At 35.2% G+C, this 25722-nt stretch carries 23 protein-coding genes, 1 tRNA gene and 1 pseudogene; 17 read left to right on the top strand and 8 right to left on the bottom strand.

The annotated features are described in order from the left end of the window. Positions 1-8 precede the first annotated feature (8 nt). Positions 9-965 carry a 4-hydroxy-tetrahydrodipicolinate synthase gene (dapA, locus tag ABWU48_RS01370; protein WP_353288427.1) on the top strand — a complete coding sequence of 319 codons (957 nt, stop codon included), beginning with the start codon at positions 9-11 and terminating at the stop codon, positions 963-965. A 38-nt stretch (positions 966-1003) separates the two neighbouring features. Here dapA and ligA read toward each other — a convergent pair whose 3' ends face one another. Next, entirely contained in the window at positions 1004-2992 is a 1989-nt protein-coding gene (ligA, locus tag ABWU48_RS01365; protein WP_209472640.1) for an NAD-dependent DNA ligase LigA, read from the bottom strand. Next, positions 2985-3143 carry a hypothetical protein gene (locus ABWU48_RS01360; RefSeq protein WP_187470058.1) on the bottom strand — a complete coding sequence of 53 codons (159 nt, stop codon included), beginning with the start codon at positions 3141-3143 and terminating at the stop codon, positions 2985-2987. The genes ligA and ABWU48_RS01360 overlap by 8 nt, the downstream gene beginning before the upstream one ends. 63 nt (positions 3144-3206) lie before the next feature. On the opposite strand from ABWU48_RS01360, the pseudogene ABWU48_RS01355 reads away from it, so the two are divergent. The 9 genes and pseudogenes from ABWU48_RS01355 to ABWU48_RS01315 form a co-directional block, all read left to right on the top strand. Beyond that, positions 3207-3359 (top strand): annotated as a pseudogene (locus ABWU48_RS01355) (glutamate--tRNA ligase family protein); the annotation flags it as partial. A 128-nt stretch (positions 3360-3487) separates the two neighbouring features. Beyond that, positions 3488-4810, top strand: coding sequence for a glutamate--tRNA ligase (gene gltX, locus ABWU48_RS01350; RefSeq protein ID WP_353288426.1), 1323 nt, complete (start codon positions 3488-3490; stop codon positions 4808-4810). Between the two features lie 684 nt (positions 4811-5494). Next, positions 5495-8824 (top strand): DNA polymerase III subunit alpha, encoded by a 3330-nt coding sequence (gene dnaE / locus ABWU48_RS01345; RefSeq protein WP_353288507.1) that lies wholly within the window; start codon positions 5495-5497, stop codon positions 8822-8824. Positions 8825-8872: 48 nt separating this feature from the next. Then, positions 8873-9646 carry a 30S ribosomal protein S6 gene (locus ABWU48_RS01340; protein ID WP_010082465.1) on the top strand — a complete coding sequence of 258 codons (774 nt, stop codon included), beginning with the start codon at positions 8873-8875 and terminating at the stop codon, positions 9644-9646. Beyond that, the gene (gene rpsR, locus ABWU48_RS01335) at positions 9646-9921 is read left to right on the top strand and encodes a 30S ribosomal protein S18 (protein ID WP_007548890.1); all 276 of its coding nucleotides are present in this window, start codon (positions 9646-9648) and stop codon (positions 9919-9921) included. The genes ABWU48_RS01340 and rpsR overlap by 1 nt, the downstream gene beginning before the upstream one ends. Positions 9922-9928: 7 nt before the next feature. Then, positions 9929-10483 carry a 50S ribosomal protein L9 gene (rplI, locus tag ABWU48_RS01330; RefSeq protein WP_006279792.1) on the top strand — a complete coding sequence of 185 codons (555 nt, stop codon included), beginning with the start codon at positions 9929-9931 and terminating at the stop codon, positions 10481-10483. A gap of 6 nt (positions 10484-10489) precedes the next feature. After that, positions 10490-10723, top strand: coding sequence for a hypothetical protein (locus tag ABWU48_RS01325; RefSeq protein ID WP_077188215.1), 234 nt, complete (start codon positions 10490-10492; stop codon positions 10721-10723). Beyond that, positions 10720-12012 (top strand): adenylosuccinate lyase, encoded by a 1293-nt coding sequence (gene purB / locus ABWU48_RS01320; protein WP_010962833.1) that lies wholly within the window; start codon positions 10720-10722, stop codon positions 12010-12012. Before ABWU48_RS01325 ends, purB begins: the two co-directional genes overlap by 4 nt. After that, positions 12012-12084 (top strand) — tRNA-Met (locus tag ABWU48_RS01315). The genes purB and ABWU48_RS01315 overlap by 1 nt, the downstream gene beginning before the upstream one ends. A gap of 170 nt (positions 12085-12254) precedes the next feature. On the opposite strand, the gene ABWU48_RS01310 is transcribed toward ABWU48_RS01315, so the two are convergent. Next, positions 12255-13511: an iron-containing alcohol dehydrogenase gene (locus tag ABWU48_RS01310; RefSeq protein WP_010082501.1), complete on the bottom strand. Its 1257-nt coding sequence runs from the start codon at positions 13509-13511 to the stop codon at positions 12255-12257. Positions 13512-13553: 42 nt separating this feature from the next. On the opposite strand from ABWU48_RS01310, the gene dapE reads away from it, so the two are divergent. Continuing rightward, a complete protein-coding gene (gene dapE / locus ABWU48_RS01305) occupies positions 13554-14750 on the top strand; it encodes a succinyl-diaminopimelate desuccinylase (protein ID WP_010082500.1) in 1197 nt (398 codons plus the stop codon). Between the two features lie 117 nt (positions 14751-14867). Here dapE and nth read toward each other — a convergent pair whose 3' ends face one another. From nth to icd, 3 genes are all read right to left on the bottom strand, one after another. Beyond that, positions 14868-15506 carry an endonuclease III gene (gene nth / locus ABWU48_RS01300; RefSeq protein ID WP_209472633.1) on the bottom strand — a complete coding sequence of 213 codons (639 nt, stop codon included), beginning with the start codon at positions 15504-15506 and terminating at the stop codon, positions 14868-14870. Between the two features lie 21 nt (positions 15507-15527). Beyond that, positions 15528-16784 (bottom strand): molecular chaperone DnaJ, encoded by a 1257-nt coding sequence (locus ABWU48_RS01295; protein ID WP_265017749.1) that lies wholly within the window; start codon positions 16782-16784, stop codon positions 15528-15530. 82 nt (positions 16785-16866) lie between these two features. After that, the gene (gene icd, locus ABWU48_RS01290; protein WP_353288425.1) at positions 16867-18285 is read right to left on the bottom strand and encodes an isocitrate dehydrogenase; all 1419 of its coding nucleotides are present in this window, start codon (positions 18283-18285) and stop codon (positions 16867-16869) included. A 145-nt stretch (positions 18286-18430) separates the two neighbouring features. Between icd and ABWU48_RS01285 the strand changes: the two genes are divergently transcribed. Genes ABWU48_RS01285 through ABWU48_RS01275 form a run of 3 tightly spaced genes read left to right on the top strand, consistent with a single transcriptional unit; the run spans position 18431 to position 19473 of the window. Then, positions 18431-18973 carry an RDD family protein gene (locus ABWU48_RS01285; protein ID WP_353288424.1) on the top strand — a complete coding sequence of 181 codons (543 nt, stop codon included), beginning with the start codon at positions 18431-18433 and terminating at the stop codon, positions 18971-18973. A 22-nt stretch (positions 18974-18995) separates the two neighbouring features. After that, positions 18996-19268 (top strand): RDD family protein, encoded by a 273-nt coding sequence (locus tag ABWU48_RS01280; RefSeq protein WP_353288423.1) that lies wholly within the window; start codon positions 18996-18998, stop codon positions 19266-19268. Positions 19269-19293: 25 nt separating this feature from the next. Then, positions 19294-19473 carry a hypothetical protein gene (locus tag ABWU48_RS01275; RefSeq protein WP_338063132.1) on the top strand — a complete coding sequence of 60 codons (180 nt, stop codon included), beginning with the start codon at positions 19294-19296 and terminating at the stop codon, positions 19471-19473. Positions 19474-19639: 166 nt separating this feature from the next. Here the strand turns inward: ABWU48_RS01275 and rho are convergent, their stop codons facing one another. Beyond that, positions 19640-21043 (bottom strand): transcription termination factor Rho, encoded by a 1404-nt coding sequence (gene rho / locus ABWU48_RS01270; protein WP_007549497.1) that lies wholly within the window; start codon positions 21041-21043, stop codon positions 19640-19642. 199 nt (positions 21044-21242) lie between these two features. Next, entirely contained in the window at positions 21243-21845 is a 603-nt protein-coding gene (locus ABWU48_RS01265; protein ID WP_010082495.1) for a cell cycle transcriptional regulator TrcR, read from the bottom strand. Positions 21846-22176: 331 nt separating this feature from the next. Between ABWU48_RS01265 and ABWU48_RS01260 the strand changes: the two genes are divergently transcribed. The 3 genes from ABWU48_RS01260 (at position 22177) to ABWU48_RS01250 (ending at position 25704) form a co-directional block, all read left to right on the top strand. Beyond that, complete coding sequence (locus ABWU48_RS01260; protein WP_353288422.1) at positions 22177-23985, top strand: peptidylprolyl isomerase; 1809 nt, start codon at positions 22177-22179, stop codon at positions 23983-23985. 401 nt (positions 23986-24386) lie between these two features. Further along, a complete protein-coding gene (gene rpsP / locus ABWU48_RS01255; RefSeq protein ID WP_006279266.1) occupies positions 24387-24707 on the top strand; it encodes a 30S ribosomal protein S16 in 321 nt (106 codons plus the stop codon). Between the two features lie 10 nt (positions 24708-24717). After that, complete coding sequence (locus ABWU48_RS01250; protein WP_353288421.1) at positions 24718-25704, top strand: polyprenyl synthetase family protein; 987 nt, start codon at positions 24718-24720, stop codon at positions 25702-25704. Positions 25705-25722 lie beyond the last annotated feature (18 nt).

Genomic DNA, 25722 nt, shown 5'->3' with positions numbered 1-25722 from the left:
AATTTAAATTGAAATCTACATTTTTATGGACTGCTTGTGTTACTCCTTTTAATTGCAATGCAGATAGTATAGATTATAGCAGTTTGCAGCGTTTACTGACAATGCAAGTTAAAGCTGAAAATGGCGTAGTGTTGCTGGGTAGCACAGGTGAAGGCCTATCGCTTACTGATTCTGAAAAACGCGAGTTAGTTGAATTTGTATGTGAGCTAAAATTAAATACAAAAATTATAATTGGCGTACCAGGAGTGAATCTATATCAGACTCTTGAATGGCTTGATTTTTGCAAGGGTATGCCTATTCATGGCTATCTAATGACAACTCCCATTTATGCAAAGCCCGGAATTATGGGGCAGACTTTATGGTTTGAAAAGCTGCTTGAGAAAGCACATGTGCCGGTTATGTTTTACAATATTCCATCAAGAGCAGGAATAAATCTTCACGCTGAAACTGTACGCAACTTATCCAGCCACGAAAAATTTTGGGCTATCAAAGATTCAAGTGGCACTGTTGATACTTTAGCTCAGTATAAGAAAGTTGCACCAAATATTGAGGTCTTTTGTGGAGATGATAATATGATATCCGATATGGCCGCTTATGGTGCGGCTGGCCTGGTTTCCGTTGCTGCCAATGTTTGGCCGCGCGTAGCACATGAATACGTTAAGCAGTGTCTGAACGACGAACTTTCTTCACTGTCATTCCAGCGCGTGACGCTGGAATCCAGAAGGAAACCTGTTCAAATGACAGAAAATGACATGAAAAGTTCAACAGATATCTGGCAACAAGCCTGCAAAGCCCTATTTATTGCCAGCAACCCAATACCCACTAAAGCACTTTTGCATGATATTGGGCTCATAGAACATCAAACTGTCCGCCTACCGCTCAGCACAGAAGACTTGCCTTCTGTTGAAAAATTGAGGCAAGTCAATAAAATGATTCTTGGATGGAAAGAATTGGCTACTCTCTAAATAGTCTTGCAACTTTGATTTAATATACAATCCAAGTTTCATTTGAACACTCCCAAACTTATCACTTTATGCCACTGGTCTTCATCTAAAATTTCTACACCTAATTCCACTGCCTTTTTATATTTGGATCCTGGTTTTTCTCCTGCAATTAGGTAGTCAGTTTTAGCAGAAAGATGTGAGCTGACCTTTGCTCCTAGAGTTTTGGCTCTTACTTTTGCCTCTCCTCTACTCATAGCAAGTAGCTTACCAGTAAACACTATAATTTTATTATTTAAAACAGAGTTACTAGAGTTGGAGCTCACAGGAAGAATTTGAAGACAAGCAGTAAGATCATTTAACATTTTGATGTTATGTTCCTTAGAAAAAAATGATTCCAAAGATTCAGCTACTTTTTTTCCTATGCCGTCTATACCTACTAGCTCAGTATTATCTGATGACAGTTCAATCATCGAATTATACCAATTATAATAAGAAACATAATAATCTGCAAGCAATTCTGCTGCAACTTGGCCAATAAATCTAATACCTAAAGAAAATATAAACCTATCTAGAGTTATTACCCTTCTGCTTTGTATAGCATTTAATAAATGAGCTATTGATTTCTTGCCCCAACCAGACTGTTCTTCCAGATTAAATTCATCCAATCTTTCTTCTAAAGTAAAAATATCGGGAATTTGTTTTATCAGACCAAGGTCGTAAAAAAACTCTATCTGCTTATCACCAAGGCCAACAATGTCAAATGCATCTTTCGATACAAAATGCTTTAGTTTTTCTATTATTTGAGCTTTACAGGCAAATTCCTCAGGACATCTTACTGCAGCCTCTCCCTCAACCTGACGTACTTTACTACCACATTCAGGGCATACTTCAGGAAACACAAATTCAGGTGTATTTGGAAGACGAGAATCTCTGCTTACTTCAACGATCTGGGGAATTACATCCCCTGCCCTTTTGATTGTTACAATATCTCCCTCTCTTATGTCTTTACGTTTTATCTCATCTTGGTTATGCAGACTTGCTCTACTAACTAGCACCCCACCAACATTGACTGGCACTAAATCTGCAACTGGAGTTAAAACCCCTGTTCTGCCCACCTGTATAAATATCTTGTTTAACTTTGTTTTTGCATAAACCGCAGAAAACTTGTATGCAAGTGCTGAGCGCGGTGCTTTGTGAGTATTCCCTAGACGATTTTGTAGTACCAAATCATTTACTTTATAGACTATTCCATCAATATCATAATCCAAGTTATAGCGACAGTTATAGACTTCATTATAGAACTTCAGCATTCCATCTAAACTACTCGTTAAGGACTGATGCTCATTTACGCAAAAACCAAGTGCCTCAAGCTTATTTAGTACCTCACTTTGACTTTTCTCTGCTCCACCAATCAAAGAATAAGCAAAATATCTAAGAGGTCTGCTTGCTGTAATGTTTGCATCCAATTGCTTTAGAGAACCAGCGGCTGCATTTCGAGGATTGGCAAATTCATCGTTTTCATTTAACTTTAAAAAGTCGCTGTTACTGATGTATATTTCACCTCTTACTTCTAGTCTTCCTTGCACACCTTGCAAAAACTTAGGAAAGCCTTTTATTGTTGCAACATTGTGAGTGACATCTTCCCCTACAAAACCATCACCTCGAGTTGCAGCTTTAACAAATCTTCCATCCTCATAAATTGCAGAAAACGACAACCCATCAATTTTTGGTTCACATAATATCTCTATTTTGTCCTCAATTAAAAACCTCTTTATTTTAGACAAAAATTTCTCTACACCTTGTTCATCATAAGCATTCTCAAGGGAAAGCATAGGTTCTTGATGTTCCACCTTAGAAAACCTCTCATCAGGTGGAGCACCAACACTATCTTGTGTTGCATAAATTTCTGGCTCTATTTCAGCTAACTTTTTCTTCAGTTCATCATATTCAGCATCACTTATTTCTGGCTTATTTTTTTGGTGATACAAAACATTATGATAATTTATTTGATCTTGCAGTTTTTCTCTCATCTTTTCTAAGTTAGTCATGATACCAATATAATGCTACATTAGCCTTTGTCGTCAAGCTGTGAATTTTCTTGAATTTATCATATGGTCTTAATCCATCAAATATCAAAGGTGCCACAATGCTATAGCCATACTTATTCTTCTCTCGCTCAATTGTATTAGCAGATCTCACTTGCTTTAGCCATATATTTATATAAAATTAAAATAAATTAGAGTAAACAATATTGCTGTTTAAATGCTAACAAGATTCGCTCCAAGCCCAACTGGCTACCTCCACGTAGGAAACGTACGAACTGCCTTGGTTTGTTGGATGTACACACGCAATCAAAATGGAAAATTTTTACTCCGTTTTGATGATACTGACCTTCAGCGTTCAGATGTCAAATATATAGGTGCCACAATGCTATAGCCATACTTATTCTTCTCTCGCTCAATTGTATTAGCAGATCTCACTTGCTTTAGCCATATATTTATATAAAATTAAAATAAATTAGAGTAAACAATATTGCTGTTTAAATGCTAACAAGATTCGCTCCAAGCCCAACTGGCTACCTCCACGTAGGAAACGTACGAACTGCCTTGGTTTGTTGGATGTACACACGCAATCAAAATGGAAAATTTTTACTCCGTTTTGATGATACTGACCTTCAGCGTTCAGATGTCAAATATATAAATGATATCATACAAGATTTGAAATGGATTGGTATCAATTGGGATGCAAGTTTCAAGCAATCAGAGCGCTTTGAGCGTTACAATGAGGTGTTTTTGCAGTTAATAAAAGAAGGGCATATTTATGCATGCTATGAAACAAGAGAAGAGTTAGACATTAAACGAAAATTGCAGTTAAAACAAGGACTTCCCCCTGTATATGACAGAAGCGCGTTACTTCTAACTGAGCAAGAGAAAATTAGTTATGAGCAAGAAGGAAGAAGACCACATTTTAGATTTAAGTTGAATAGAAATGAGGTTGTTAAATGGAATGATGAAGTTAAAGGTGAAATAAATATTGCAACCAGTAGCATAAGTGACCCTGTGGTAAAAAGAGAAGATGGAATTTACACATACATGTTACCTTCTGTTATTGATGATGTTGACTTTAATGTAACCCATGTTGTACGCGGGGAAGATCATGTAACTAATACCGCAGTTCAGCTCCAAATGATTAAAGCATTAAAAGCGAAAATCCCTACATTTGCTCACCTTTCTCTGCTACATTTTGATGATAGCAAGATATCCAAGCGAACCGGCGTGCTGGACATTAAATCTATAAAAGAAGATGAAATTGAACCGATGGCACTAGTTAGTTATTTAGTGAAGCTTGGAACATCCAATCCAATTGAAGCTTGCGCCTGTATGCAATCTTTGATTGATTCATTTGACATTAAAAAATTTAGCTCAGCATGTACGCAATTTAGCTTGAGTGAAGCATACAAGCTAAATAGCAAAGTGCTGCAACAAATGCCATTTGAAATTATACAAGAACGTTTAAATCAAATTGGAGTGGACTCCTCAGAGTTTTGGTATTTTATAAAGAACAATATAGAAAGGTTTTCTGAGGTGGCCAAGTGGTGGAAAATATGCAAATCCGATATAGAGCCTGTGATTCTTGATAAGGAGCTTATAAAAATTGCGTTCAATGCATTGCCCCAAGGTGATTGTAATGAAAACACGTTGTCAGAATGGGTCAAAACTATTCGACAAACAGTGGATATAAAGGCAAAAAACCTATTTACGCAGTTGCGTTCAGCTTTAACAAGAACAGAAACAGGACCAGAGCTCGCTAAACTATTAATTTTTATCGGCAAAGAAAATATCATTGCAAGGTTAAAAGAAAAGTGAAAACTAAAGAATTATAGCTAATGCAATCCCTACGTCATACCGCGATTCATTCGCGGTATCCCTTAGCCGCTAACAAGAGATCCCGCTAACAAGTAGCGGGATGACGGTTGTCGTTTAGCCATAAACATTAAGAAATTTACCAAATAAAAAAAAAGGCAAAAGAAGCCCCGTGGTTATTATCCGCTTTAAAATATTGGCGTTTTTTATGTTTTAAACGCTTGACAAGCGAGATTCAGCCGCTTTTAATTGCAACTAACTTACGCTGCAAATGTTTAAGAAATTTACTAAGCAGAAAAAAAGACAAAGAATCCCCGAGTTAGCTAGTCTTTTACTATCTCTGTCGAGTATTGGCATTTTTTGATGTCTTGTAACGCTTTATAAGCGCGTTCAGCTTATTTAGATAAAAATCTAGATGTAGATGAAGTTTTGTAAAGACATACAGTATCTATACACTGCAAAAAATTGAACATAAGACGCCGATACATTAAGTAATCCTTACCTTTTAATCTGCAGATTGGCGAAAGCAAATACAATAGCTTCACTATCATGATAAGGGAGCTGGCGGAGTTTGTCAAGTAAGTTTTTGTATTTTAATTTTAGAATTTTATAGGCTTTTGTTCTTATGAAAATTATGTTCTCATGAGTAAATTAATGTTATCCTTTTTTGTTGATCTAAAGTTTTTTATGTTCATACACTTGCGTGTTCATAGTGTTTATTCGCTGCTTGAAAGCTCGGTTAAAATTGAGGAGCTGATCGGCCTTTGTTTGCGAAATAAAATGCCAGCGGTTGCAATTACTGATTCAGGTAACTTGTTTGGCTCACTTGAATTTGCAGAATATGCGGCAAGTAGGGGAATACAGCTAATAATAGGATGCAATATTATAGTTAAACATTCAGAACAAAATTTACCTATATTATTGCTTGCAAAAAATGAGCAAGGGTACACTAATTTAGTCACTTTGGTGAGTGAGTCTTTTAGAAAGCGCAAGAATAACAGCGATATTCCTTACGTTGATTTTGATGAGCTATTGAATTTAAGTACGGGTCTGATCGCTTTAACCGGTGGATGTTTGGCTCAACTATTGTTGAGGCAAGATAAAGAAACGGTTGAAAAACTGCTTTCAGCATTCAATGGTCATTTATATGTTGAATTGCAGCGTCATGGGTTGAATAAAGAGCTAGAGCTTGAAGAAGCTTTGATAGACTTTGCTTATCAGCGCAATATACCACTAGTTGCAACGAACGATGTGTTTTTTCCAAATAGGTCTGACTATGAGGCTTATGATATATTAACGTGTATATCGGAGGGGAGTTATGCCCTGGAGAATAACAGAAAGAAGTTAACTACCGAGCATTACTTCAAGTCTGTGGCAGAAATGGAGGAGCTGTTCAGCGACATTCCCGAAGCAATTCATAACACTTTAGTGATAGCTAAGCGGTGCTCTTACATGCCAAGAAGCAGGCAGCCTATTTTGCCTAAATTTCCTTGTCGAGAAAATAAAACTGAGAATGAAGAACTGAGGGAGCAGGCAGTTGCAGGATTAGAATTCCGTATTGCGAATGAGACAGACATAGACCTTAAACAATACTACGATCGGCTGAATTACGAACTGAGTGTGATAACTTCGATGAACTACGCTGGCTACTTTTTGATAGTTTCTGATTTCATTCGTTGGAGCAAAGCAAATGGCATTCCAGTTGGTCCAGGAAGAGGCTCTGGTGCTGGATCAATTGTTGCTTGGGGCTTGCAGATTACAGACCTTGATCCAATAAAGTTTGGCCTAATATTTGAAAGATTTTTGAATCCTGATCGTGTATCGATGCCTGACTTTGATATCGATTTCTGCCAAGAGAAAAGGGACCTGGTTATTGATTATGTTCAGAAAAAGTACGGTTATGTTGCTCAAATAATCACTTTTGGAAAATTGCAAGCAAGGGCAGTATTGCGTGATGTTGGTAGAGTATTGCAAATGCCTTACTCTCAAGTGGATAAAATATCTAAAATGGTTCCATTTAATCCAGTAAATCCTGTAACTTTATCACAAGCGATAGAGTTTGATCAAAACCTGCAGAAAGAACGAGATAGTGATGAGGTAATTGCAAAGCTTCTTGATATATCTCTTAAGCTTGAAGGAATATATCGTCACGTTTCAACCCATGCTGCTGGAATTGTAATATGTGATCAAAAGTTGGAAAATTTTGTTCCTGTGTATTATGATCCAAATTCAGCTTTGCCAATCACTCAATACAGCATGAAATATGTGGAGAAAGCTGGGCTAATAAAATTTGATTTTCTTGGACTTGGCACGCTAACGCTAATAGATCATGTATGTCGTTTAATTAATCGTGATGGAAAAAAGATTGATATTTCTTCAGTTTCTTTGAATGATCAAAAAACCTATGAGATACTCTCAAGCGGTGATTCAATTGGAGTGTTTCAGCTTGAAAGTTCGGGAATGAGAGAAGCTTTAATTAAACTAAAACCGGACTGCATTGAAGATATTATCGCTTTAATTTCCCTTTATCGTCCAGGACCTATGGATAACATTCCAACTTATGTTGCAAGAAAACATGGACTTGAAAAGCCAGATTATATTCATCCGTTACTTGAGGAAGTATTAAAAGAGACATTTGGGGTAATAATTTACCAAGAACAAGTGATGGAAATAGCCCGTATTCTTTCCGGGTATAGCTTAGCGGAAGCAGATTTGCTGAGACGTGCTATGGGTAAGAAAATCAAGGAAGAGATGGATAAACAACGTGAACTTTTCATCCAAGGGGCAACGAAGAATGGCGTTGATTACGACAGGGCAAGTTATATCTTTGACCTTGTTGCAAAATTTGCTGGTTATGGGTTCAATAAATCTCATGCTGCAGCATATGCGGTGATATCTTATCAAACGGCTTACCTTAAAGCTAATTATCCATTAGAATTTTTTACAGCACTAATGAATCTGAATATTGATGATAGAGATAAACTGAATTTATTTTATCATGCAGCAAAGTTTAGTGGCGTTACCGTTCTTTCACCTGATATAAACAAGTCTCAAGCTGAATTCTCAATAGAGGATGAACGCATACGTTATGGTATTGCTGCCTTGAGGAATGTTGGTTTTTCTATAGCGGAAGGAATAGTGAACGTACGTTCAAGCTCTTGTAAGGACATATGGGAATTCATTCAAAATTCAGGTCATATAATAAATAAGAGAGTGCTAGAAAGCCTGATTAAATCCGGAGCATTCGATAGCGTGCATAAGAACAGAAAGCAGCTATATGAGTCAATGGACACGCTGATTTACTTTGCAAATAAAAACAAACAGGATAGAGAATCAAGTCAAGCTGCTTTGTTTGGTAGTCTTGATGTCCTCAAACCGAAACTTGAGAATGTGGAAGATTTTGATGAAGAGGAAAAATTAGAACATGAGTTATTTTCACTAGGATTTTATTTAACTAATCATCCGCTTGAAAAATTTAGAACTCTTCTGGAAAAGTTAAATATTGGGTTTATCGGAGAAAATAGAACAGCAAAAACTGCTGGGGTAATATTAAATGCACGTATGAGAACTTCAGAGCGTGGAAGGTTTGTTATCCTCACACTTTCTGATCCCCATAGCGTTTCTGAAATAGCATTCTATAATAATGAAATAATAGAAGAAAAAAGAGATTTATTTTCACCAGGAACATTTGTGATAATTGATCTTGAAGCTTCGGAAAATACAACAAGATTAGCAGGCAAGGATATATCTGAGTTTACAAAAAGAGTCACTTCTACAATAAAAGAATTAGTTCTCACCACTGAGTGCACGGATTCGCAAAAAGCCGCTATGGAATTAAACACAATATTGAAAGATGAAGGCAGAACCAAAATAATGCTAAAACTTCTTCTCGAAAAACATAAAGTGAGCATCTTATTACCAGGTGCATACTCAATTGCTCCTCAAGTAATTTATGAAATATCTAATTTAAGCTGGATTAAAGGCGTAGAAATTAATACAAATAACTTGCTTATATAAAAAAGCTTTATATAATGAAATATTTAATCGGTATTAAAGGAAGATATAGTGAATCTTTATGAATTTACTTTTATAGCACAACAAGGATTGTTACAGCAAGAAGTAGAGGAGATGGTCCAAGAGCTAGCTGTTTCATTGAAAAATATTAAAGCAGATATTATGTTCCAGCAAATCAGGGATATTCTGAAAAAAGGAAATGACAAGCTTACAAAACAAGAGTTAGAAGTGCGTGCTGAGGACATTAAAGAAAGTCTAGTTGCTTACTCTGATTTCTTGGAAGATCTTACAAAAATTTTATGGGTTGAATTAGAAGAAGATCTTTCAAATTTGAAAGAAGTGAAGTCAAAAATCGATAAAGAGTTGAAAGATGACCTAAAAGATTTAGGAATAACGCAAGATTTTACAAAATTTCTAGGAGGCAGTACTAAAAGTGCGTTTATCCATAACGCAGTAAATGCTTTGAAGAGAAATATTTCAGAACATCTAATAAAGATTTTTCAAGATATTTTGAAAGATTTTAGAATAAACGGTCCAACTCAATCGAGCAAAGCGTTGGAAATGCTTTTGAAAAACATTGAAGCATCAGGATTAATCAAGTATGAACATTGGGGTCTTTTGGATTTTGCATATCACAAAAATAAAATGAAGAGCGGTCATTATTGTATAATGTGCATAAGTTCTACTGCAAGCATTCTGGATGAATTTATGCGTAGAATGAAACTTAATGAGAACGTTATTCGCCACTTTCCTGTGCAGGTTGATAAAATTTTTGAAGGTAAATCTCATATGATGAATAAACAAATTGAGGAGCAAAGCGCATAATGATGAAAAGACGAAATAGTTTTAATAATTCTTACGTATCTGTAAATAATAGGACTGGCTTTAGGCGTTCTAAAGTTTGCCCTCTTGCTGCGTCTAAAGATGAAGACATAGATTATAAGAATATAGATTTATTATCCAAGTTTACCTCTGACTATGGTAGGATATTACCTAGAAGATTAACAGGCGTATGTGCAAAAAAACAAAGGAAGTTACGCTTAGCGATCATAAGGGCACGTTTTTTAGCTCTTATTCCTTACTGTACTAAAAAAGTTTAGGTAATTTATGTTGATAATTTTAAAGGAAAATATAAGGACTTTAGGTAAGCTTGGTGAAGTTGTCAAAGTTAAACCAGGTTATGCACGTAATTTTCTTTTTCCACAAAGAAAAGCGGTGAAAGCTACCAAGGAAAATTTAACAAAGCTAGAGGAGCAACGTTTATTACTGGAAGAAGAGAATATAAAAAGATTAAATGTAGCAAAAGAGCTTGCGTTGTCACTACATGATAAGTTTGTGGTATTAATAAAGCAAGCTTCAGAGGATGGTAAAATTTTTGGTTCTGTAACAACACGTGAAATTGCGAAAATTTTACTACAAGAAGGACATGTGATAGATCACCGTAGTTTATCTTTTGGTGGAGTAAGCATCAAAAACTTGGGTGAATACCAAGTAAACGTAGAATTACATAGTGAAGTAGTAGTACCAATTACTATATACGTCGTGAAATCCGAAACAGATGCAAATGAGCTAAGGCAAGTAAAATTGCAAAATCAGAAGTCTGAGCAACAAGAGGCAGAGCAAGATGCGAATAAAGAAGCTACTGATGGTGATGATAGCTGATCAAAGATGATCCCTTGTTATAGTCGTAAAGAAATGTCTGCCATGGCTAAGCTGGTGTCATCCCAGTGCTTCCCTCATGTCATCCCAGTGCGTGACACTGGGATCCAGTTTATTTCATCATGGACATTATTTTATGCTTCTAGAATCCGTTGTCCATTGAATAATTTGCAAATACTTTTATATCTGGATTCCAGTGTCACGCACTGGAATGACACCATTATTGGAATAAATCAAAAATGATTCCCCGCTATAGCAGAAAAGAAATGTCTTCCATTTGGGAGGAAAATAATAAATTTAATATATGGCTTAAAATAGAAAAATTAGCGTGTGAAGCTCAAGCAAAGTTAGGAGTGATTCCGAATAATATTGCTGAGAACCTCTCTGGTGCTATTGAATTTGATGTTGAATGTATCAACGAAATTGAATCCATTGTAAAACATGATGTTATAGCTTTTCTGACATATATTGCTAAAAAAGCGGGAGTTGATGTTCGTTATCTTCATTATGGAATGACAAGTTCTGATGTTTTGGATACATGCCTTGCGGTGCAACTGAAAGAGTCCTGTGATATTTTGCTCGAGAATCTAAAAAATTTACTTGCAGCATTGAAAAAAAAAGCTGAGGACTATAAAGATATTGTTTGTGTTGGACGCAGTCACGGAATGCATGCAGAACCAACAACTCTTGGAATAAAATTTGCCAGATTTTATGCTGAATTTAAACGCAATTATCAGAGATTAATTAGCGCGCAAAAAGAGATCTCAATTTGTAAAATATCAGGTGCAGTAGGCAATTTTGCAAATGTTGATCCGTTTGTTGAAGAATATGTAGCGAAAGAAATGGGACTCATACCTGAAACCATATCATCTCAAATCATTCCTCGTGATAGACATGCCATGTTCTTTTCAGTTTTGGGAGTAATTGCAAGTTCAATAGAAAATGTTGCTGTTGAAATTCGTCATTTGCAAAGAACTGAAATCGGCGAAATTTCTGAGCATTTTTCCACTGGGCAGAAGGGAAGCTCTGCTATGCCACACAAATGTAATCCTATTTTAAGTGAAAATCTGACTGGACTCTCACGTTTAATACGCAGTTATGTTTTTCCTGCGTTAGAAAATGTTGCATTGTGGCACGAACGTGATATATCACACTCGTCTGTGGAAAGATGCATTGCTCCTGATGCTTGTATAACAATGGATTTTGCTTTAGTGCGATTAACAGATTTGATAGATAAATTGGTGATCAATAAGGAAAACATTGAAAAGAACTTAAATTCTTCAAAAGGTTTAGTTTTCTCACAGCGTGTATTGCTTGAGTTAGTAAATAGTGGTTTGGCGAGGGAAGAGGCGTATAAAATTGTTCAGAGCAATGCAATGAAAGTGAAACAAAACAACAGTGATTTTCTGGCCGAATTGAAACAAGATAAACCCTTACTTAAGGTTATTAACTCGGAAAAACTTGAATCTTTGTTTGATTTGAAGTATTATACGAAACATATAGATCGTGTGTATAATAAGGTTTTTAATTAGGCTGAGTAGCTCAGTTGGTAGAGCAGGAGGATCATAATCTCTTGGTCGGGGGTTCAAGTCCCTCCTCAGCCACTCGAACTAAACTATGTTTAGCAAAGCAGTGCTATTGGTGAAACCCAGTGTCAGTTACTTGGAATGAGTTGTATATCCACTCAGGTGAGGAGACAATGGATAAGAGATTGTGAAAAGGGTTTAGCTTTTGGCCTATGATCTCTTTAAATGACAGAATTTCACTACAAAACTTAACTTTCTTCTATGCAGTTAGCTAAGTCAAGAAAGGTGAATCTATCTCTTGTTGTAAACGCAAGATCGACCACTTTACAATATTGTTCTTTATTCCAACTGAGGTGCTCTGGTAAGTGTGGAATTGATAGATCTTCAAATATTTTTTGCAGGTGTTTTGCAGGTAGTAAATTTTGCTTAATTAAACTGGAAATATTATGCCATTCTTTACAAATAATCTCTTGGATTTTTTGCTGCATAATTTGCTTCTGTTCAAAAGTTCTTACAAATTCGATATTATCAAAGTACTGAGTTATATGTTTTACATCTAAAGTGGTCGGTTTGATAATCGGGTTTTGTATTGATAATATCTTTTCCTGTAAATTAGCCATAGTAATCGTTGTGACAGCAATTTTTTCACCATGTAGTGAGGAATAATCTTTTGTTACCATTTCCATTGCGTGAGCTATCATATGCTCTCCTTGGCTTGCAGAATAGCTGCCTTTTGACATCACCATTCCAAGTCCTGAAATTAGTAGAACTTCCATAAGTAATAGGACCTCTTTTCCACTTCTTTTAGTAAGCGCCGTATATTCTCTTAGCAAAATTTGCTCCAAATCGTGAACAAGTGTAAAAGGTAATTCATTGTATTCTGTGCTAAGCAACAAATGAGATAGTAGCCAGTCAGCCTGAACTGTTGAACGACAAATGAAATCTGCAAATCCGCTTAATGTGAGGCGCAGTGGCGCATTGGCAAGTATGTCTATATCTATATATATTGCTCTTGGAAGATGTGCTTTGAACGATTTTTTATATCCATTTACTAATATTGAAGCATTTGCGGATGTATATCCATTCATAGAAGCGGCTGTTGGAAAGGATATATAATCTTTTTTCTCGAGGTAGCTTGCATATTTGCAGATATCGTTAACGGTGCCGCTACCAAATGCAACTATTAAGTCACTGTCTTTTACTTTGTTTCTCACTAGATTTACGGTTTCAAGAGAGGCAGCTCTGCTTGGTGTCATTTCTCTACTTGATGTCATCCCAGCGCGTGACACTGGAATGGCAGGTGGGGTTGGAATAATTAAATGAGAAATTTTATTAAATACGTTTTTGTTTAAAAGTTTTGCTGTATTTTCATCTGCAACTAGAAAGATGTCATTTCCGTGTTGTGTGCATATTTCATAGATATCATCAGCAAGGTGGTAATCTGTTATTACTTCCCTTAGAAAAGTTTGTTCGGTTTGATGTAATATTTGTTTTAAATAGTGCATAGAGTGTTTACAATATAGCAGTATAAGTATTTTAAGATTGACATGAAAATTGACCCTGTAGAGCTAACTAGGAAATTGATCTCTTTTGAGAGTATAACACCAGAAGACAGCGGGGCAATAGAGTATATAGCAACAATCTTCAAGAAGAGCGGCTTTGATTGTGAGATTTTAGAATTTGGTGATAAAGTTAAAAATCTTTATGCGAAATATATAAATGGAGTACCAAATTTGTGCTTTGCTGGGCACGTTGATGTTGTACCACCGGGTCAGTTAAAAGATTGGGCATTTGGTCCATTTAAACCAGAAGTGAGGGATGGAATGCTATATGGAAGAGGGGCCGCTGATATGAAAAGCGGAGTAGCTGCATTTATTGCTGCTATGGTAAATTTGATTGCAGAGAAGTTTCAGTTCAATGGTTCAATAAGTGCATTGATTACCAGTGCTGAAGAAAGCATGGAAGAATATGGAACAAAGGCAGTTTTGGAATGGATGAAAAATAAGCAGAAAAAGATAGATTTTTGTGTGGTTGGCGAACCAACCAGTAGTGAGAAATTAGGTGATACCATAAAAATAGGCAGAAGAGGTTCTGTAACATTTGAATTAATTTGCCATGGAAAACAAGGGCACGTTGCCTACCCAGACCTAGCAGACAATCCAATATATAAGGTAATATCGATATTGAGTAAGGTAAAAAATACTACTTTTGATCATGGTAATAAATATTTTCAGCCTTCACATTGCGAAGTTACTACTATCGATGTTGGAAATAATACTAGCAATCTAATACCTGGCTCAGCAACTACACGTTTTAACATTCGATATAACAATGAACAAACACCGGGTGGCTTATATAAGCTGATTGATGAAATATGCTCCAGTGTAACTAACGATTATAAACTTTCTATGCATAGCAGCAGGGACGTTTTCCTCTCTACTCCCGATAGAAATACTGATATTATGCTTGATGCAATAAGTAAGGTTACCAACATTGATGCTATACTTAGCACAAGTGGTGGCACATCTGACGCTGCGTTTATCAAAGATGTTTGTCCAGTGATTGAATTTGGTATAATCAACAAAACTGCACATCAGATAAACGAATGCGTATCAGTAAACGATATACACAAGTTAACAGCTATATATAAGGAATTTATAGAAAATTATTTCAATCCCACTAATAAAATATTGAATCAGGTCAACGTAGTTAGTAATATATCTAGTGGTCCATTGTTAGCTTAGATGTAATCAGATCTCTTGCATAACTGTTGTTTGAATAATAACTTGTATCATTCCAGCAAAATGTGTCAAGTAAGTTTTTTCGTTTCTATAGCTACTTGGATGACAAAAAAAGAAATACTAGACTTTATACCTTTTGCACTCAAATTCACATAAATCATGAATTATGCACGTTTCACACGAAGGTTTCTGTGCTTTGCAAACATATCTACCATGCAAAACTAGCCAATGATGAGCATAAAGCAGGTATTTTTTGGGAACCACATTTAAAAGAGATTGTTCTGTTTTAAACACATCTTTTTCTTTCACAAGCCCGATTCTATTGCTCACTCTAAAAACGTGAGTATCAACTGCCAATGTTGGAATGCCAAGCCCCGAATTTAAGAACACATTAGCGCTCTTTCTTCCCACTCCCGGCAAAGACACCAAATCATCGAAATCAGTAGGCACTTTGCTATTGTACCTCTCAATCAATATTTTGCTGAGCCCGATTATGTTTTTTGCTTTGGAATTATATAAACCAATACTGCTTATGCATTTTCTTAGCTCACTCTGCCCAAAACTCAGCATTTTTTCTGGCGTATCAGTGATACTAAATAGCTCCTTTGTAATTTTATTAACGCTTATATCAGTTGTTCGCGCTGATAGAACTATCGCAACTAATAACGTAAAATCATTGGTATAATTCAGCTCTATTTTTGGTGCAGGATTTGATTGCTTGAATTTTTCAAATATCAGTTCTACTTTTTTTGAGTCCATGCATAGAGCTAAAAGCTTATACTACACTGGTTGCTGTGCAAATTCAATTCCTTTAGGCTTAGATAGTCCTTCAGCATTAACATCAGACATATCAGTTTTTACCTCATCAAAATTCCTCTCAGCAAATTCGCTTGCCACTTCCGCAAAACACTTTTTAATAAGAGGCATAACAATTGGCATTAACAGTTTTCGTGGATCATACCATCCTAACAGGTCAGTTTCCTTTTGTACCCTATCTCTTGGATCCTCTTCTAGTAAATCTTTTGTGTGCTTTTCAGCATATATTTCACAGCCTTTTGAGAAAACAGGAGCTAACATTTCAATTAATACTGCCAATAACAATAGTGAACCAAGTATGGTTCCACCAACAGTTAATCTATTAGCAATGAAATTTGTTGTAAGTAGATAAACAGAAAAAGCAGCTAAAGGATAGTTGATAAGAAGCTTACTGCCTAGCGCGATATAGTTCATTTTACTTATGAATTCATCAGTGGAAATTTCTGAATTTTTATACTTTTCCATATAATAATTCACTAATAAACCAAAGGCTCTACTAATAGCGATGTTAAATGCTATGATCCACCATGAAAAATAGCAACCTATAGTAACTGTAGTTAACAGGCCTAAGGGTAGAACACTAAGAGTCCGAATAAATAGTAAGGCATTTTTACGTTCTATAAATCTTAACGCTAATTCTTTTTTATCCTCATCTACTAGGTTCTTTTTTTCCTTTAGAGGAGAAATATAAAGAAATAGCCGTATACTAGGTTTTGATAAGCGTTTATTAAGCTCGCCAGGGTCTGACGGCCTAAAAAAACTGCCATAAATATCTCCTGAAAAACAGTATTCCACATCCTCTTCAAACGCACTATCATTCTTTTTTAATATAGAAGTCAATTCATCAAAATCTTTACCTATAGCTTCTTCACCAATCCCTAGTGTATCGAACAGCTTCTTTCTATAATGAAATTCACGTGCTGTTAAACGTCCATTACTTTCAGCACCAACACTGACTTTAACACAAGGATTTCCTGACTCTAAAGGTTCAATGTACTTTTTTAGCTCTTGATAAGCTTTATAAATCTGATCAAATCTATTTTTGTCTCCACCTTTGTCAGGATGGTTTACAAGTATCAATTTATTATATTGTTTTTTCAGAAACTTGCTAAGAGCTTGATAATCCTTACCTACAATTTGTTCAGCTTTTATCTCTAGTACGTTAAACAGATCATTATTATCATAAAACTCCTGACCAGTTAACTTAAAATGTTGACTCATTACTACACCTCACATAAATACACGATACTATTAGTATAATATATTTAATGTTTCACACAAGCATAAAAATATCAAGCAACCACTAAAAGAAGAAACCCTCTTTCCCATCATACAAATACAACTTATCCATTCTCACCACATCAAAATTATGTTCCTCAAATTTGATTAGCAAGTTATTCACATCACTATTTGTAATTTCATTATTTGCAATGAACCTGCAGGTTATTTGGTCACTTGAAGACTTTGAACTTCCTGGCCAAATCGCAAGGCCTTTTGAATATATTGCTATAATCTGCGGATTACTTGTTTCAAACAACTTCACTATTTGGTCAAAGTCAGCCGGCTTACTCCAGGCAAGCGTTATATCGCTACCCACTAGTTTTTTAATCTTATAATCCTGTTCATAATTATCCTGTATTTTATCCACTTTACTATTTGGATCACTGCCAATTATAAGCTCAGATAATGTTTTCGGTTTTTTTCCTAGATTGTCTATAACAGCTTCTGCAAATTCTTTTGTACCAACTTTCTGTTTACTTCTTTTCTCCTTATATAAATCGGCAGTGTGTATTCCATCCTCCAAAGTCTTGAGCCATGCATCGTAGATTAGTTTTGCAGTACCCACTTGACCTATGTAAATTAGCATATGCACTGCAGCATTTAAAAGACCAGAAGGATTGGCTATGTTTTTTCCTGCAATATCAGGGGCAGAACCGTGCACTGCTTCAAACATTGCGTATTCATTCCCGATGTTGCTACTTCCGGCAAGCCCCACAGATCCAGAGGTTTGTGCGACTATATCTGATAATATGTCGCCATATAAGTTCTCGGTTACTATAACATCAAAATTCTCCGGTTCTGTTGCAACACGCGCCATTCCAATATCAACTATATAATGTTCTGCCTTTATATCTGGGTATTCCTTTGCAATGCGATCAAACGCGGCATGGAAAGTTCCGTCAGTCATTTTCATGATGTTATCTTTAGTCAGGCAAGTTACTTTTTTTCTGTTGTGTTTTTTTGCATATTCAAAAGCGTACCTGCATATCTTCTCTGAGCCAGATCTAGTAATAATTTTAGTGCATTGGTAAGAGTCACCAGTGAGCCTATGCTCTATTCCGGTGTAAACGTCCTCTTCATTTTCACGTATCACTACGATATCAAACTTATCGAATTTATTTTCTATAACAGGATGATATGAAATGCATGGTCTGATATTTGCATACAACCCTAGATTTTTTCTGAGTGCAACGTTTAAGCTTTTGTGCCCTTTACCTTGAGGAGTTGTTGTTGGAGATTTTAATAATATTTTTGTCCTTTCAATTGATTCCCAACCACTTGGAGAAATTCCGTGAGACCATTCTTTACTGTAAACACGCTCCCCTATTTCAATAATATCTATTGAGATTTCCGCTTCTGCTTCGCGCAATATCGACAGCACCGCTTCCATGATTTCTGGTCCGATACCGTCGCCATATGCAACTGTGATTAGTGTTGACATAACTTCCCTAGTTATAAATGATTTAATATTAATTTAAATAATAGAGTGGCACAAGTAGCTAATATTACCCAAGTTAGTATATTTACGGTTATTTAATAACGTATTTTTATATCATATGATGATATTATGAAATATAGGTGGGGTTATGAATACTGAAATAAATGTTAAAGTAAATTATGTAGGATTTACAAGGCGTATTGTAGCAGAAATACTTGACCTCATCATATTTTCCCCTCATTTTATCTTCGGTTTTATCTATGGTGTATTCATCGTATCATTACAAGATCAAGATAAAGATAAAGACTCTTTTCAGGAACTTGCACAACTAGCAACAGAAATACCATTTATAGTTTCTACAGTGGTCGCAACATTAGTACTAACAATATCCAAAATATTAATGGTAACAAAACTTGGTGGTACCCCAGGAAAACTATTGTGTGGTATGCATATTAAAGATGCTAATGCATTTACAAATGTTACCCTTATGCAAGCAACAATAAGATGTATTTCTAAGGGAAGCATCTGGATTATTTTTCGCTTTTTCCTTCATCTGCATTATCATGGTTATACTTTTCTATATCTTTTAATTGTGCTAATTTTATTTTTGTTTGCAGTATTTGATCAACGCAAACAGACTTTTTACGATAAAATTGCAAAAACAGTAGTGATAGACTATAAATCTAGTTGATATTTTTCTTTATAGGTAGTACATGGATAAAAAAGTAAACTACTCAACGATGACAAGACGTACTCTAGCATTTATAGTTGATTGTATTTTATTTATCGCAATACCATTTGGTTTAATGGCGGTGGATTTCTCACTTACACACGCAATACAAGGGATCATGGGTGCAATAATTGTAATCACCACGATTGTATTTTCTTTATTTTTAATGATACCATGTATATTTCATATATTCATGCTAGTAAAATTTGGCGGCACTCCAGGACACTTGTTATTTAGCATGCGGTGTAAAAGATAAAGATACATTTGAGTCAATCACTACAATGCAAGCAATGAAAAGGACTATAGCTCTTTTTATAATTTATTGCATATCACTTTGTAATCCCATTTTATTCTTAGCTATACTAATCTTAGTTTTAGTATGTGCAGTAGGTGATGAACATAAACAAGCTTTTCACGACAAAATTGCAAACACGGTAGTGATAGATTATAAACCTAGTTGATATTTTCCTTTAGCTGTCTGCCACCAAGGGTGTCATTCCAGTGTCACGCGCTAACTCAAGGTAAATTGCCAACTTAACTATAAATATATTTTGGTAAATCCAAATTATTTTAGCTATAAGAGCGTTTTACTTTTTGCTCAGCATATCCATCATAACTGGCTTACTTTTAGTGATTCATGGAGTTAAAAAAGTCAGCATTGCTCTTTGTTAAAAGTAGTTTGTCACGTAAAAATTCCATTGCTTCAACGGGTCCCATAGGATTGAGTATCCTACGCACCACCCATATTTTATTTAGTATAGCCTTATCAACTAATAGCTCTTCCTTCCTTGTTCCGGATTTTGTAATATCAATAGCTGGAAATATACGTTTATCAGAAAGTTTTCTATCAAGTATGATCTCAGCATTTCCTGTACCTTTAAACTCTTCAAAAATAACTTCATCCATTTTTGAACCAGTCTCTATAAGAGCTGTGGCGATTATAGTTAAAGAACCCCCATTCTCAATATTACGAGCTGCTCCAAAAAAGCGTTTTGGTCTCTGCAGTGCGTTTGAATCTACACCACCAGTTAGAACTTTCCCAGACGAAGGAATAACCGCATTATAAGCACGTGCAAGTCTAGTAATATTGTCAAGTAGAATTACCACATCTTTTTTATGCTCAACCATTCTTTTAGCTTTTTCTATTACTATTTCAGCAAGCTGTACGTGACGGTAAGCAGGCTCATCGAATGTAGAACTTACTACCTCACCTTTTACAGAACGTATCATATCTGTTACTTCTTCAGGTCTTTCATCTATAAGTAACACTATTAATTCTACTTCAGGGTGATTTATAGCTATAGAGTTAGCCATTTGCTGAAGCAATACAGTTTTTCCTGTGCGAGGTGGAGCAACTACTAACGCTCTTTGCCCTTTTCCAAGAGGAGCTACTATATCTATAGCACGCATGCTTAAGCCTTTTTTATCATCACCATTATTACACTCAAGTACTATGCTTTCCTCAGGATAAAGAGGAAGCAAATTATCAAAATGGACGTACTTTCTTAATTCACTTACTTCAGTAGAGTTTATACTTTGAACCTTAGTTAAAGTAAAATATCTCTCTTTATCACCAGGTGGCCTTATTTCTCCATATGCCATATCTCCTGTACGTAAATTAAACTTCTTTATTTGCCCGTTAGAAATATAAACATCATCGGTACTTGGGGCATAATTTGCACTTGCTGAACGTAAGAAACCAAAACCATCAGGCAATATTTCCACTATTCCACTCCCTGTGGTTATGCCTCCTTCTTCACTCATTTTTTTCATTAAGCTGAATATTATTTCCTGCTTTAGCATTCTACCATTGCTTTTACCGTTAGTTGAAATTTTTCTTTCTTCAGCTAACTCTAACAATTCTTCTGCTGTTTTCTCTTTTAATTCGCTCAGATCTAATGTTTTTCTGTTTTTCTCAGTACCTTCATTGACCATCTGTTTTACTGTATCGTTATTGTAAATTTGCTCACTTTTTTCAGGTTGAGCTGTAACCTTTCCTTTTGCCAAAACATCTTCATTGATTGTTGTCATAATCCTCCAAAAATTTTAATTGATGCTTACTAACCTAAAATGTGACTATAAGATAATAAATTAGGCTGAATTAGTTTCAGTGCGTATTAAGCTTAATTATCATTAAACCCCGTACTTTACTTACATTATACTAATAAACACTAGCAAGTCAAGTTAATTTAATGTTAACAAAACACAAAAATTTGAGGATTTTCAATAGCTATTCTTTATATTTTTTTAACCTTTCTTGCTTCTCCTCTTCTACTTTTGCTTTTTCCACTTCTGCTTCTAAATTTTCTTGACTACATAAGCCGAGTAGTACAGGATCTTGGGGTTTTATATTTTGCATGTTATGATGAGATCCATCTCTTACCTGCTCAACTGTGTAATTTGTTGTACTAATTAATTTAGCTATAACGTTATTGTCCAAGATAGGAAATTTTTTTACTAAATAATAAATCGCATCAGGTTTATCTCTACGTCTTGCCGTAGAGGCAAAGCCAAGAATGCTACCAATCGCTTTACTCCTTTTTTTTATATTTTTTATAATCAAATTTGGTACACGATTTGGATTTTTTTTGCAATCATCGATTTCTTTTTCAGTAATTATTCCAGAAATAATAGGGTTATATTTTTCTACTTCTATTTCCTCATCAGCTATGTCTTGTACTTCTTCAAGGGCCAATCTGCAACATTGTGCTATTTGATTAAAAGTTAAACCAGTGTTGTCTACTAACCAAGCAGCTATTTGCACTAGAAACTGTTTATTTCTATCGTTATTGCCCTTAGAAGATTCCATTGACATCAAAAAAGCATCTCCCATTTAAAGTATCCCTTACTGTTATACAGAGCTAAAATATAAACTATTAAAACTAAAAAAGCATTAATTTTGTCATTCAATAACTTTTTGTTTGTCACTTCCCACCTCTTAAGTTAATTAAATGCGCTTACCTTTAAGCATATTTCAAACAAAATATTTCCCCTTCCTAAGGTATAGTATAACTCAGTTAAACATATGTTCCTATTTAAGATTAGAGAGTTAAATTTTAAGTTAATATATTGTAATATTATATATATTAGCTAATAAAGCAACAGGTTTACAAGCATTAAATTATCACTATTCTATAATTAATCATTAATTAACTGGGTTTAAAATGAATATTAAAAATTTTTTCACTAAAGTAACCGTTGTCCTTTTAGCTTGCTTGTTAATCTTCATGGGAATTGGCAACCTTTTATCAGGTGATGATGAAAAAGAAGAGGTAGCTAGGGTTGGAAAAGAAGTTATAACGTCAGATGAGTATAAGTCGCTATATCAAAATTATGGAAAACAAATTTCTGGATCTGATGCGAGTAGAGAACAAGTAAAAAAGCTGAAATATGATTTGCTTAACGCACTTATAGAGCAAAAACTATTGTTTAACCTAACTAGTGAGCTGGGGTTGACAGTTGGAGAAGAATCTATAAAAAACCATATTAAAAACACCAAATACTTTCAAAATGATAAAGGTGAATTTGACAAAAATAAATTCTATGAAACGCTAAATGACCTGCATATGACAGAGAAAGAGTATATAGCAAAGCTAGAGAAAGTCCTGCCTGCAATGATGTTCATGACTTCATTATTTAAAGATAATTATCCAGTAACTTTTGGCGAGAAAATTGATGAGCAGATATACAAAAGTCGCTACCAAACTAGAGTAGTTGATATTGTTAAAATAACTGAAGATGCAGTTACAAACATTCCTGAACCAGATGATCAAGCCTTACTTGATTTGTACGAAAGAAATAAATCCCATTTTTATTATCCTGAGTATCGAACTGCGCAATATATTTCCCTAGGCCAAAAGTATTTTGAAGATCAAATCAAGATCTCAGATGAAGAAGTTGATGGTATAATAGAACAACAAGAACTTAAAAATCAAAGAGATATATTCAATGCAATATTTTCTACCAAAGAAGAAGCTGAGACAGCAAGAAGAGCATTTGAGGAGGGTAAAACAAGCTTTGAACAGATAGTAGAAGAGTTTGGCAAAGCAAAACTTGAGGAAACTAGAGTAAATAATATAACTAAGGATTTTTTACCAGAAGACGTGAGAGAGAAGGTATTTGCTCTTAAAGTAGGTGAAGTAAGTGAAGTTTTAGCAAGCAGTTTTGGTTGGCACATAGTAAAAGTGGAAAGTGCGCATCAAATCTCTGATGAAGACTTAGTTGATTTAAAAAAAGACATAAAGTCAGTTCTAACTAACCAAAAGTCTTTTGAAAGAGTCAATGATTTCATAAACCAAGTGAACTATAAGATATACAATGGTTCAGAAATTGAAGAAATATTGAGTGAATATAATTTACCTATACAAACTATTGGTCCAGTAGATGCGAGTGGAAAAGATCAAAGCGGTAATAACGTAGGAGATTCTGGTGATTTGATTTCTTTCATTTTTTCGCGAGAAAAGGATCAGAAAGGTTATTTTAAGGGCGTTGGGGACGCCGTTGTTAGTGTAAAAATCGTCGATATCTTTCCACCCAAATTGCAAAGTTTTGAAGAAGGCAAGGCATTAGCGGTAGAGCTTTGGCGTAGTGAGCTTATAAAAGAAAGAATGTTTAAATTCGGGCAAGAGGTTGCAGTTCAACTAAGAGAAAAAACAGATTTGGAAGAAATTCAAGGTGTGGAATTAGTTAAAGGTCAGCAGATGCACCGCAATAAAGTGGATCAACAAAACTACCCCTTTTCTTTTGTAGAAGAGATTTTCAATATGAAAACAACTGGTTCAGTGACAGATCCTATTCAATACAATAATGAAATTATAATAGGTGTTCTAAAAGAAATGCATTCATCAAATGGCAAATTAAACACGCTTGACACCGGAAAACGTGTGATGATATCGCTAAAAGAGCAATTAATTAGCTATCTGGAATCAAAGTATAAAGTCGAAGTTAATCACGCTATACTTGATGATATATAATCAAAAATCTTATAAGCTGCTTCAAACGCATCCAGTGCCCAGACACACAACTGTACGAACATTGCGATTTGAGAGCAATCTTCACTAGAAAGGATGTCATCCCAGTGCCCAGACACTGGGATCCAGGAATTTTATTAAGTTGGTAAGCATAAAAGTAGCCGTTTTATGTTAAAATACAACATTTTAATGATTAAAAAAAGGCTGGATTCCAGTGTCAAGCACTGGAATGACACCATTTGCTGTGCAATTTACCTTCAAAAATGAATGTTCGTATAGCTGTGCGCCCGGCACTGCCCTACATTATTGGTAATTATATTATAAGGTGCAAAAGCTGTATAATTCATTTGACTTAAAACGGCTCATTGTATAAAATTGTGGCTAATATATGAATAAAGGTTAACATGGCAGTTAAAATAAGGTTGGCGAGGTTTGGCGCAAAGAAACGCCCTTTTTATAGGATAGTTGTAGCGGATTCACGAGCACCAAGAGATGGGCGTTTTATTGAGAAAATAGGACAATATGATCCAATGTTACCAAAAGACAATAAAAATCGTGTTGTGGTGAAAGCTGATAGATTAAAACATTGGCTAAGTGTAGGCGCGCAGGCAACTGAAAGAGTACTGTGGTTTATCAAAAAAGGCATAGTAACTTTAGAAACAGAACCAAAGAAAACAGAAAAGAAGAAAGTAGAGAACGAGAAAGCACAAGGGCAAGAGGCATAAGTCTCTTAAAATGCTAAATACTGATTTAACAAACAGCGATAAATTAGACGATATTGTATCTTCTGATTTGTCAGCTATGAATGACTTTGTCTTCAAAAATGTCAATGATGAAGATGCTAAGCTTGCTACTGATATTATATCTCATCTTGTTAGGTCAGGTGGAAAAAAAATAAGGCCTAAACTAGTTTTTATTATATGTAAAATGCTAAACTATTCTGGGGAGAATAGGATCAACGTTGCTGCATCGGTAGAGTTTATACACAATGCTACTTTACTTCATGATGATGTGCTCGATGAAAGTGAGGCACGCCATGGAGTTAAAACAGCGAATAAGATTTGGGGAAATAAATCAAGCATTTTAGTTGGTGATCTATTGTTGACTCTAGCATTTAGATGGCTTATAGAGTGTGGAAATTTAAATATTCTCTCTATTTTATCTAAAGCATCGCATTTACTTGTGAAGGGTGAAATAAAGCAGATGACAGCACGCTTTGACCCCCACACAGGCAGGGAAAATTATTTTGATATCATTGGAGAAAAGACAGCATCTTTATTTTCTGCATGCTGTGAAGCTGCATCAACAGTATCTGGTGCAACAAATGACGAAACAGAGAGGCTAAAGAATTTTGGTTTTAATTTTGGTATGGCATTTCAAATAGTTGATGATATGCTCGATTATACTGCTAATCAAGGCACTTCTGGAAAGCAAGTCGGAAAAGACTTTTTCGAAGGTAAAGTCACCTTACCTGCTATTATAGCATACGAAAAGGGCAGTCCAGCAGAGCAAAAATTCTGGGAAAAATGCTTTTCTTCAGCTAGACACAATTTTGACCAAGCATTACACTATATTAATCACCATAATGCCATTCAGCTTTCTATGGAAAAAGCTAGACACTACATTAATATGGCACAAAATGATATTAGTACTTTTTCTGATTCTTTTTATAAAACTACTTTAATTAACTTTTTAAATGCGAGCATAGAAAGACGAATGTAGCTGGCGCTTGATATTTTC

This window comes from Wolbachia endosymbiont (group A) of Tromatobia lineatoria (genome assembly GCF_964028565.1).
Taxonomy (GTDB): domain Bacteria; phylum Pseudomonadota; class Alphaproteobacteria; order Rickettsiales; family Anaplasmataceae; genus Wolbachia; species Wolbachia pipientis.
The sequence above is the reverse complement of the archived record's forward strand: the minus strand, read 5'-3'. Positions and strand labels throughout refer to the sequence as shown.

What these genes read in the sequence shown, in the direction of transcription:
- rpsP (WP_006279266.1), top strand. Translation starts at nt 24,387, where the DNA reads ATGGCAGTTAAAATAAGGTTGGCGAGGTTTGGCGCAAAGAAACGCCCT.
- ABWU48_RS01275 (WP_338063132.1), top strand. Translation starts at nt 19,294, where the DNA reads ATGCAAGCAATGAAAAGGACTATAGCTCTTTTTATAATTTATTGCATA.
- purB (WP_010962833.1), top strand. Translation starts at nt 10,720, where the DNA reads ATGATTCCCCGCTATAGCAGAAAAGAAATGTCTTCCATTTGGGAGGAA.
- ABWU48_RS01325 (WP_077188215.1), top strand. Translation starts at nt 10,490, where the DNA reads ATGATCCCTTGTTATAGTCGTAAAGAAATGTCTGCCATGGCTAAGCTG.
- rplI (WP_006279792.1), top strand. Translation starts at nt 9,929, where the DNA reads ATGTTGATAATTTTAAAGGAAAATATAAGGACTTTAGGTAAGCTTGGT.
- ABWU48_RS01285 (WP_353288424.1), top strand. Translation starts at nt 18,431, where the DNA reads ATGAATACTGAAATAAATGTTAAAGTAAATTATGTAGGATTTACAAGG.
- rho (WP_007549497.1), bottom strand. Translation starts at nt 21,043, where the DNA reads ATGACAACAATCAATGAAGATGTTTTGGCAAAAGGAAAGGTTACAGCT.
- gltX (WP_353288426.1), top strand. Translation starts at nt 3,488, where the DNA reads ATGCTAACAAGATTCGCTCCAAGCCCAACTGGCTACCTCCACGTAGGA.
- ABWU48_RS01250 (WP_353288421.1), top strand. Translation starts at nt 24,718, where the DNA reads ATGCTAAATACTGATTTAACAAACAGCGATAAATTAGACGATATTGTA.
- nth (WP_209472633.1), bottom strand. Translation starts at nt 15,506, where the DNA reads ATGGACTCAAAAAAAGTAGAACTGATATTTGAAAAATTCAAGCAATCA.
- dapE (WP_010082500.1), top strand. Translation starts at nt 13,554, where the DNA reads ATGAAAATTGACCCTGTAGAGCTAACTAGGAAATTGATCTCTTTTGAG.
- icd (WP_353288425.1), bottom strand. Translation starts at nt 18,285, where the DNA reads ATGTCAACACTAATCACAGTTGCATATGGCGACGGTATCGGACCAGAA.
- ABWU48_RS01310 (WP_010082501.1), bottom strand. Translation starts at nt 13,511, where the DNA reads ATGCACTATTTAAAACAAATATTACATCAAACCGAACAAACTTTTCTA.
- ligA (WP_209472640.1), bottom strand. Translation starts at nt 2,992, where the DNA reads ATGACTAACTTAGAAAAGATGAGAGAAAAACTGCAAGATCAAATAAAT.
- dnaE (WP_353288507.1), top strand. Translation starts at nt 5,495, where the DNA reads ATGTTCATACACTTGCGTGTTCATAGTGTTTATTCGCTGCTTGAAAGC.
- ABWU48_RS01265 (WP_010082495.1), bottom strand. Translation starts at nt 21,845, where the DNA reads ATGGGAGATGCTTTTTTGATGTCAATGGAATCTTCTAAGGGCAATAAC.
- ABWU48_RS01295 (WP_265017749.1), bottom strand. Translation starts at nt 16,784, where the DNA reads ATGAGTCAACATTTTAAGTTAACTGGTCAGGAGTTTTATGATAATAAT.
- ABWU48_RS01280 (WP_353288423.1), top strand. Translation starts at nt 18,996, where the DNA reads ATGGATAAAAAAGTAAACTACTCAACGATGACAAGACGTACTCTAGCA.
- rpsR (WP_007548890.1), top strand. Translation starts at nt 9,646, where the DNA reads ATGATGAAAAGACGAAATAGTTTTAATAATTCTTACGTATCTGTAAAT.
- ABWU48_RS01260 (WP_353288422.1), top strand. Translation starts at nt 22,177, where the DNA reads ATGAATATTAAAAATTTTTTCACTAAAGTAACCGTTGTCCTTTTAGCT.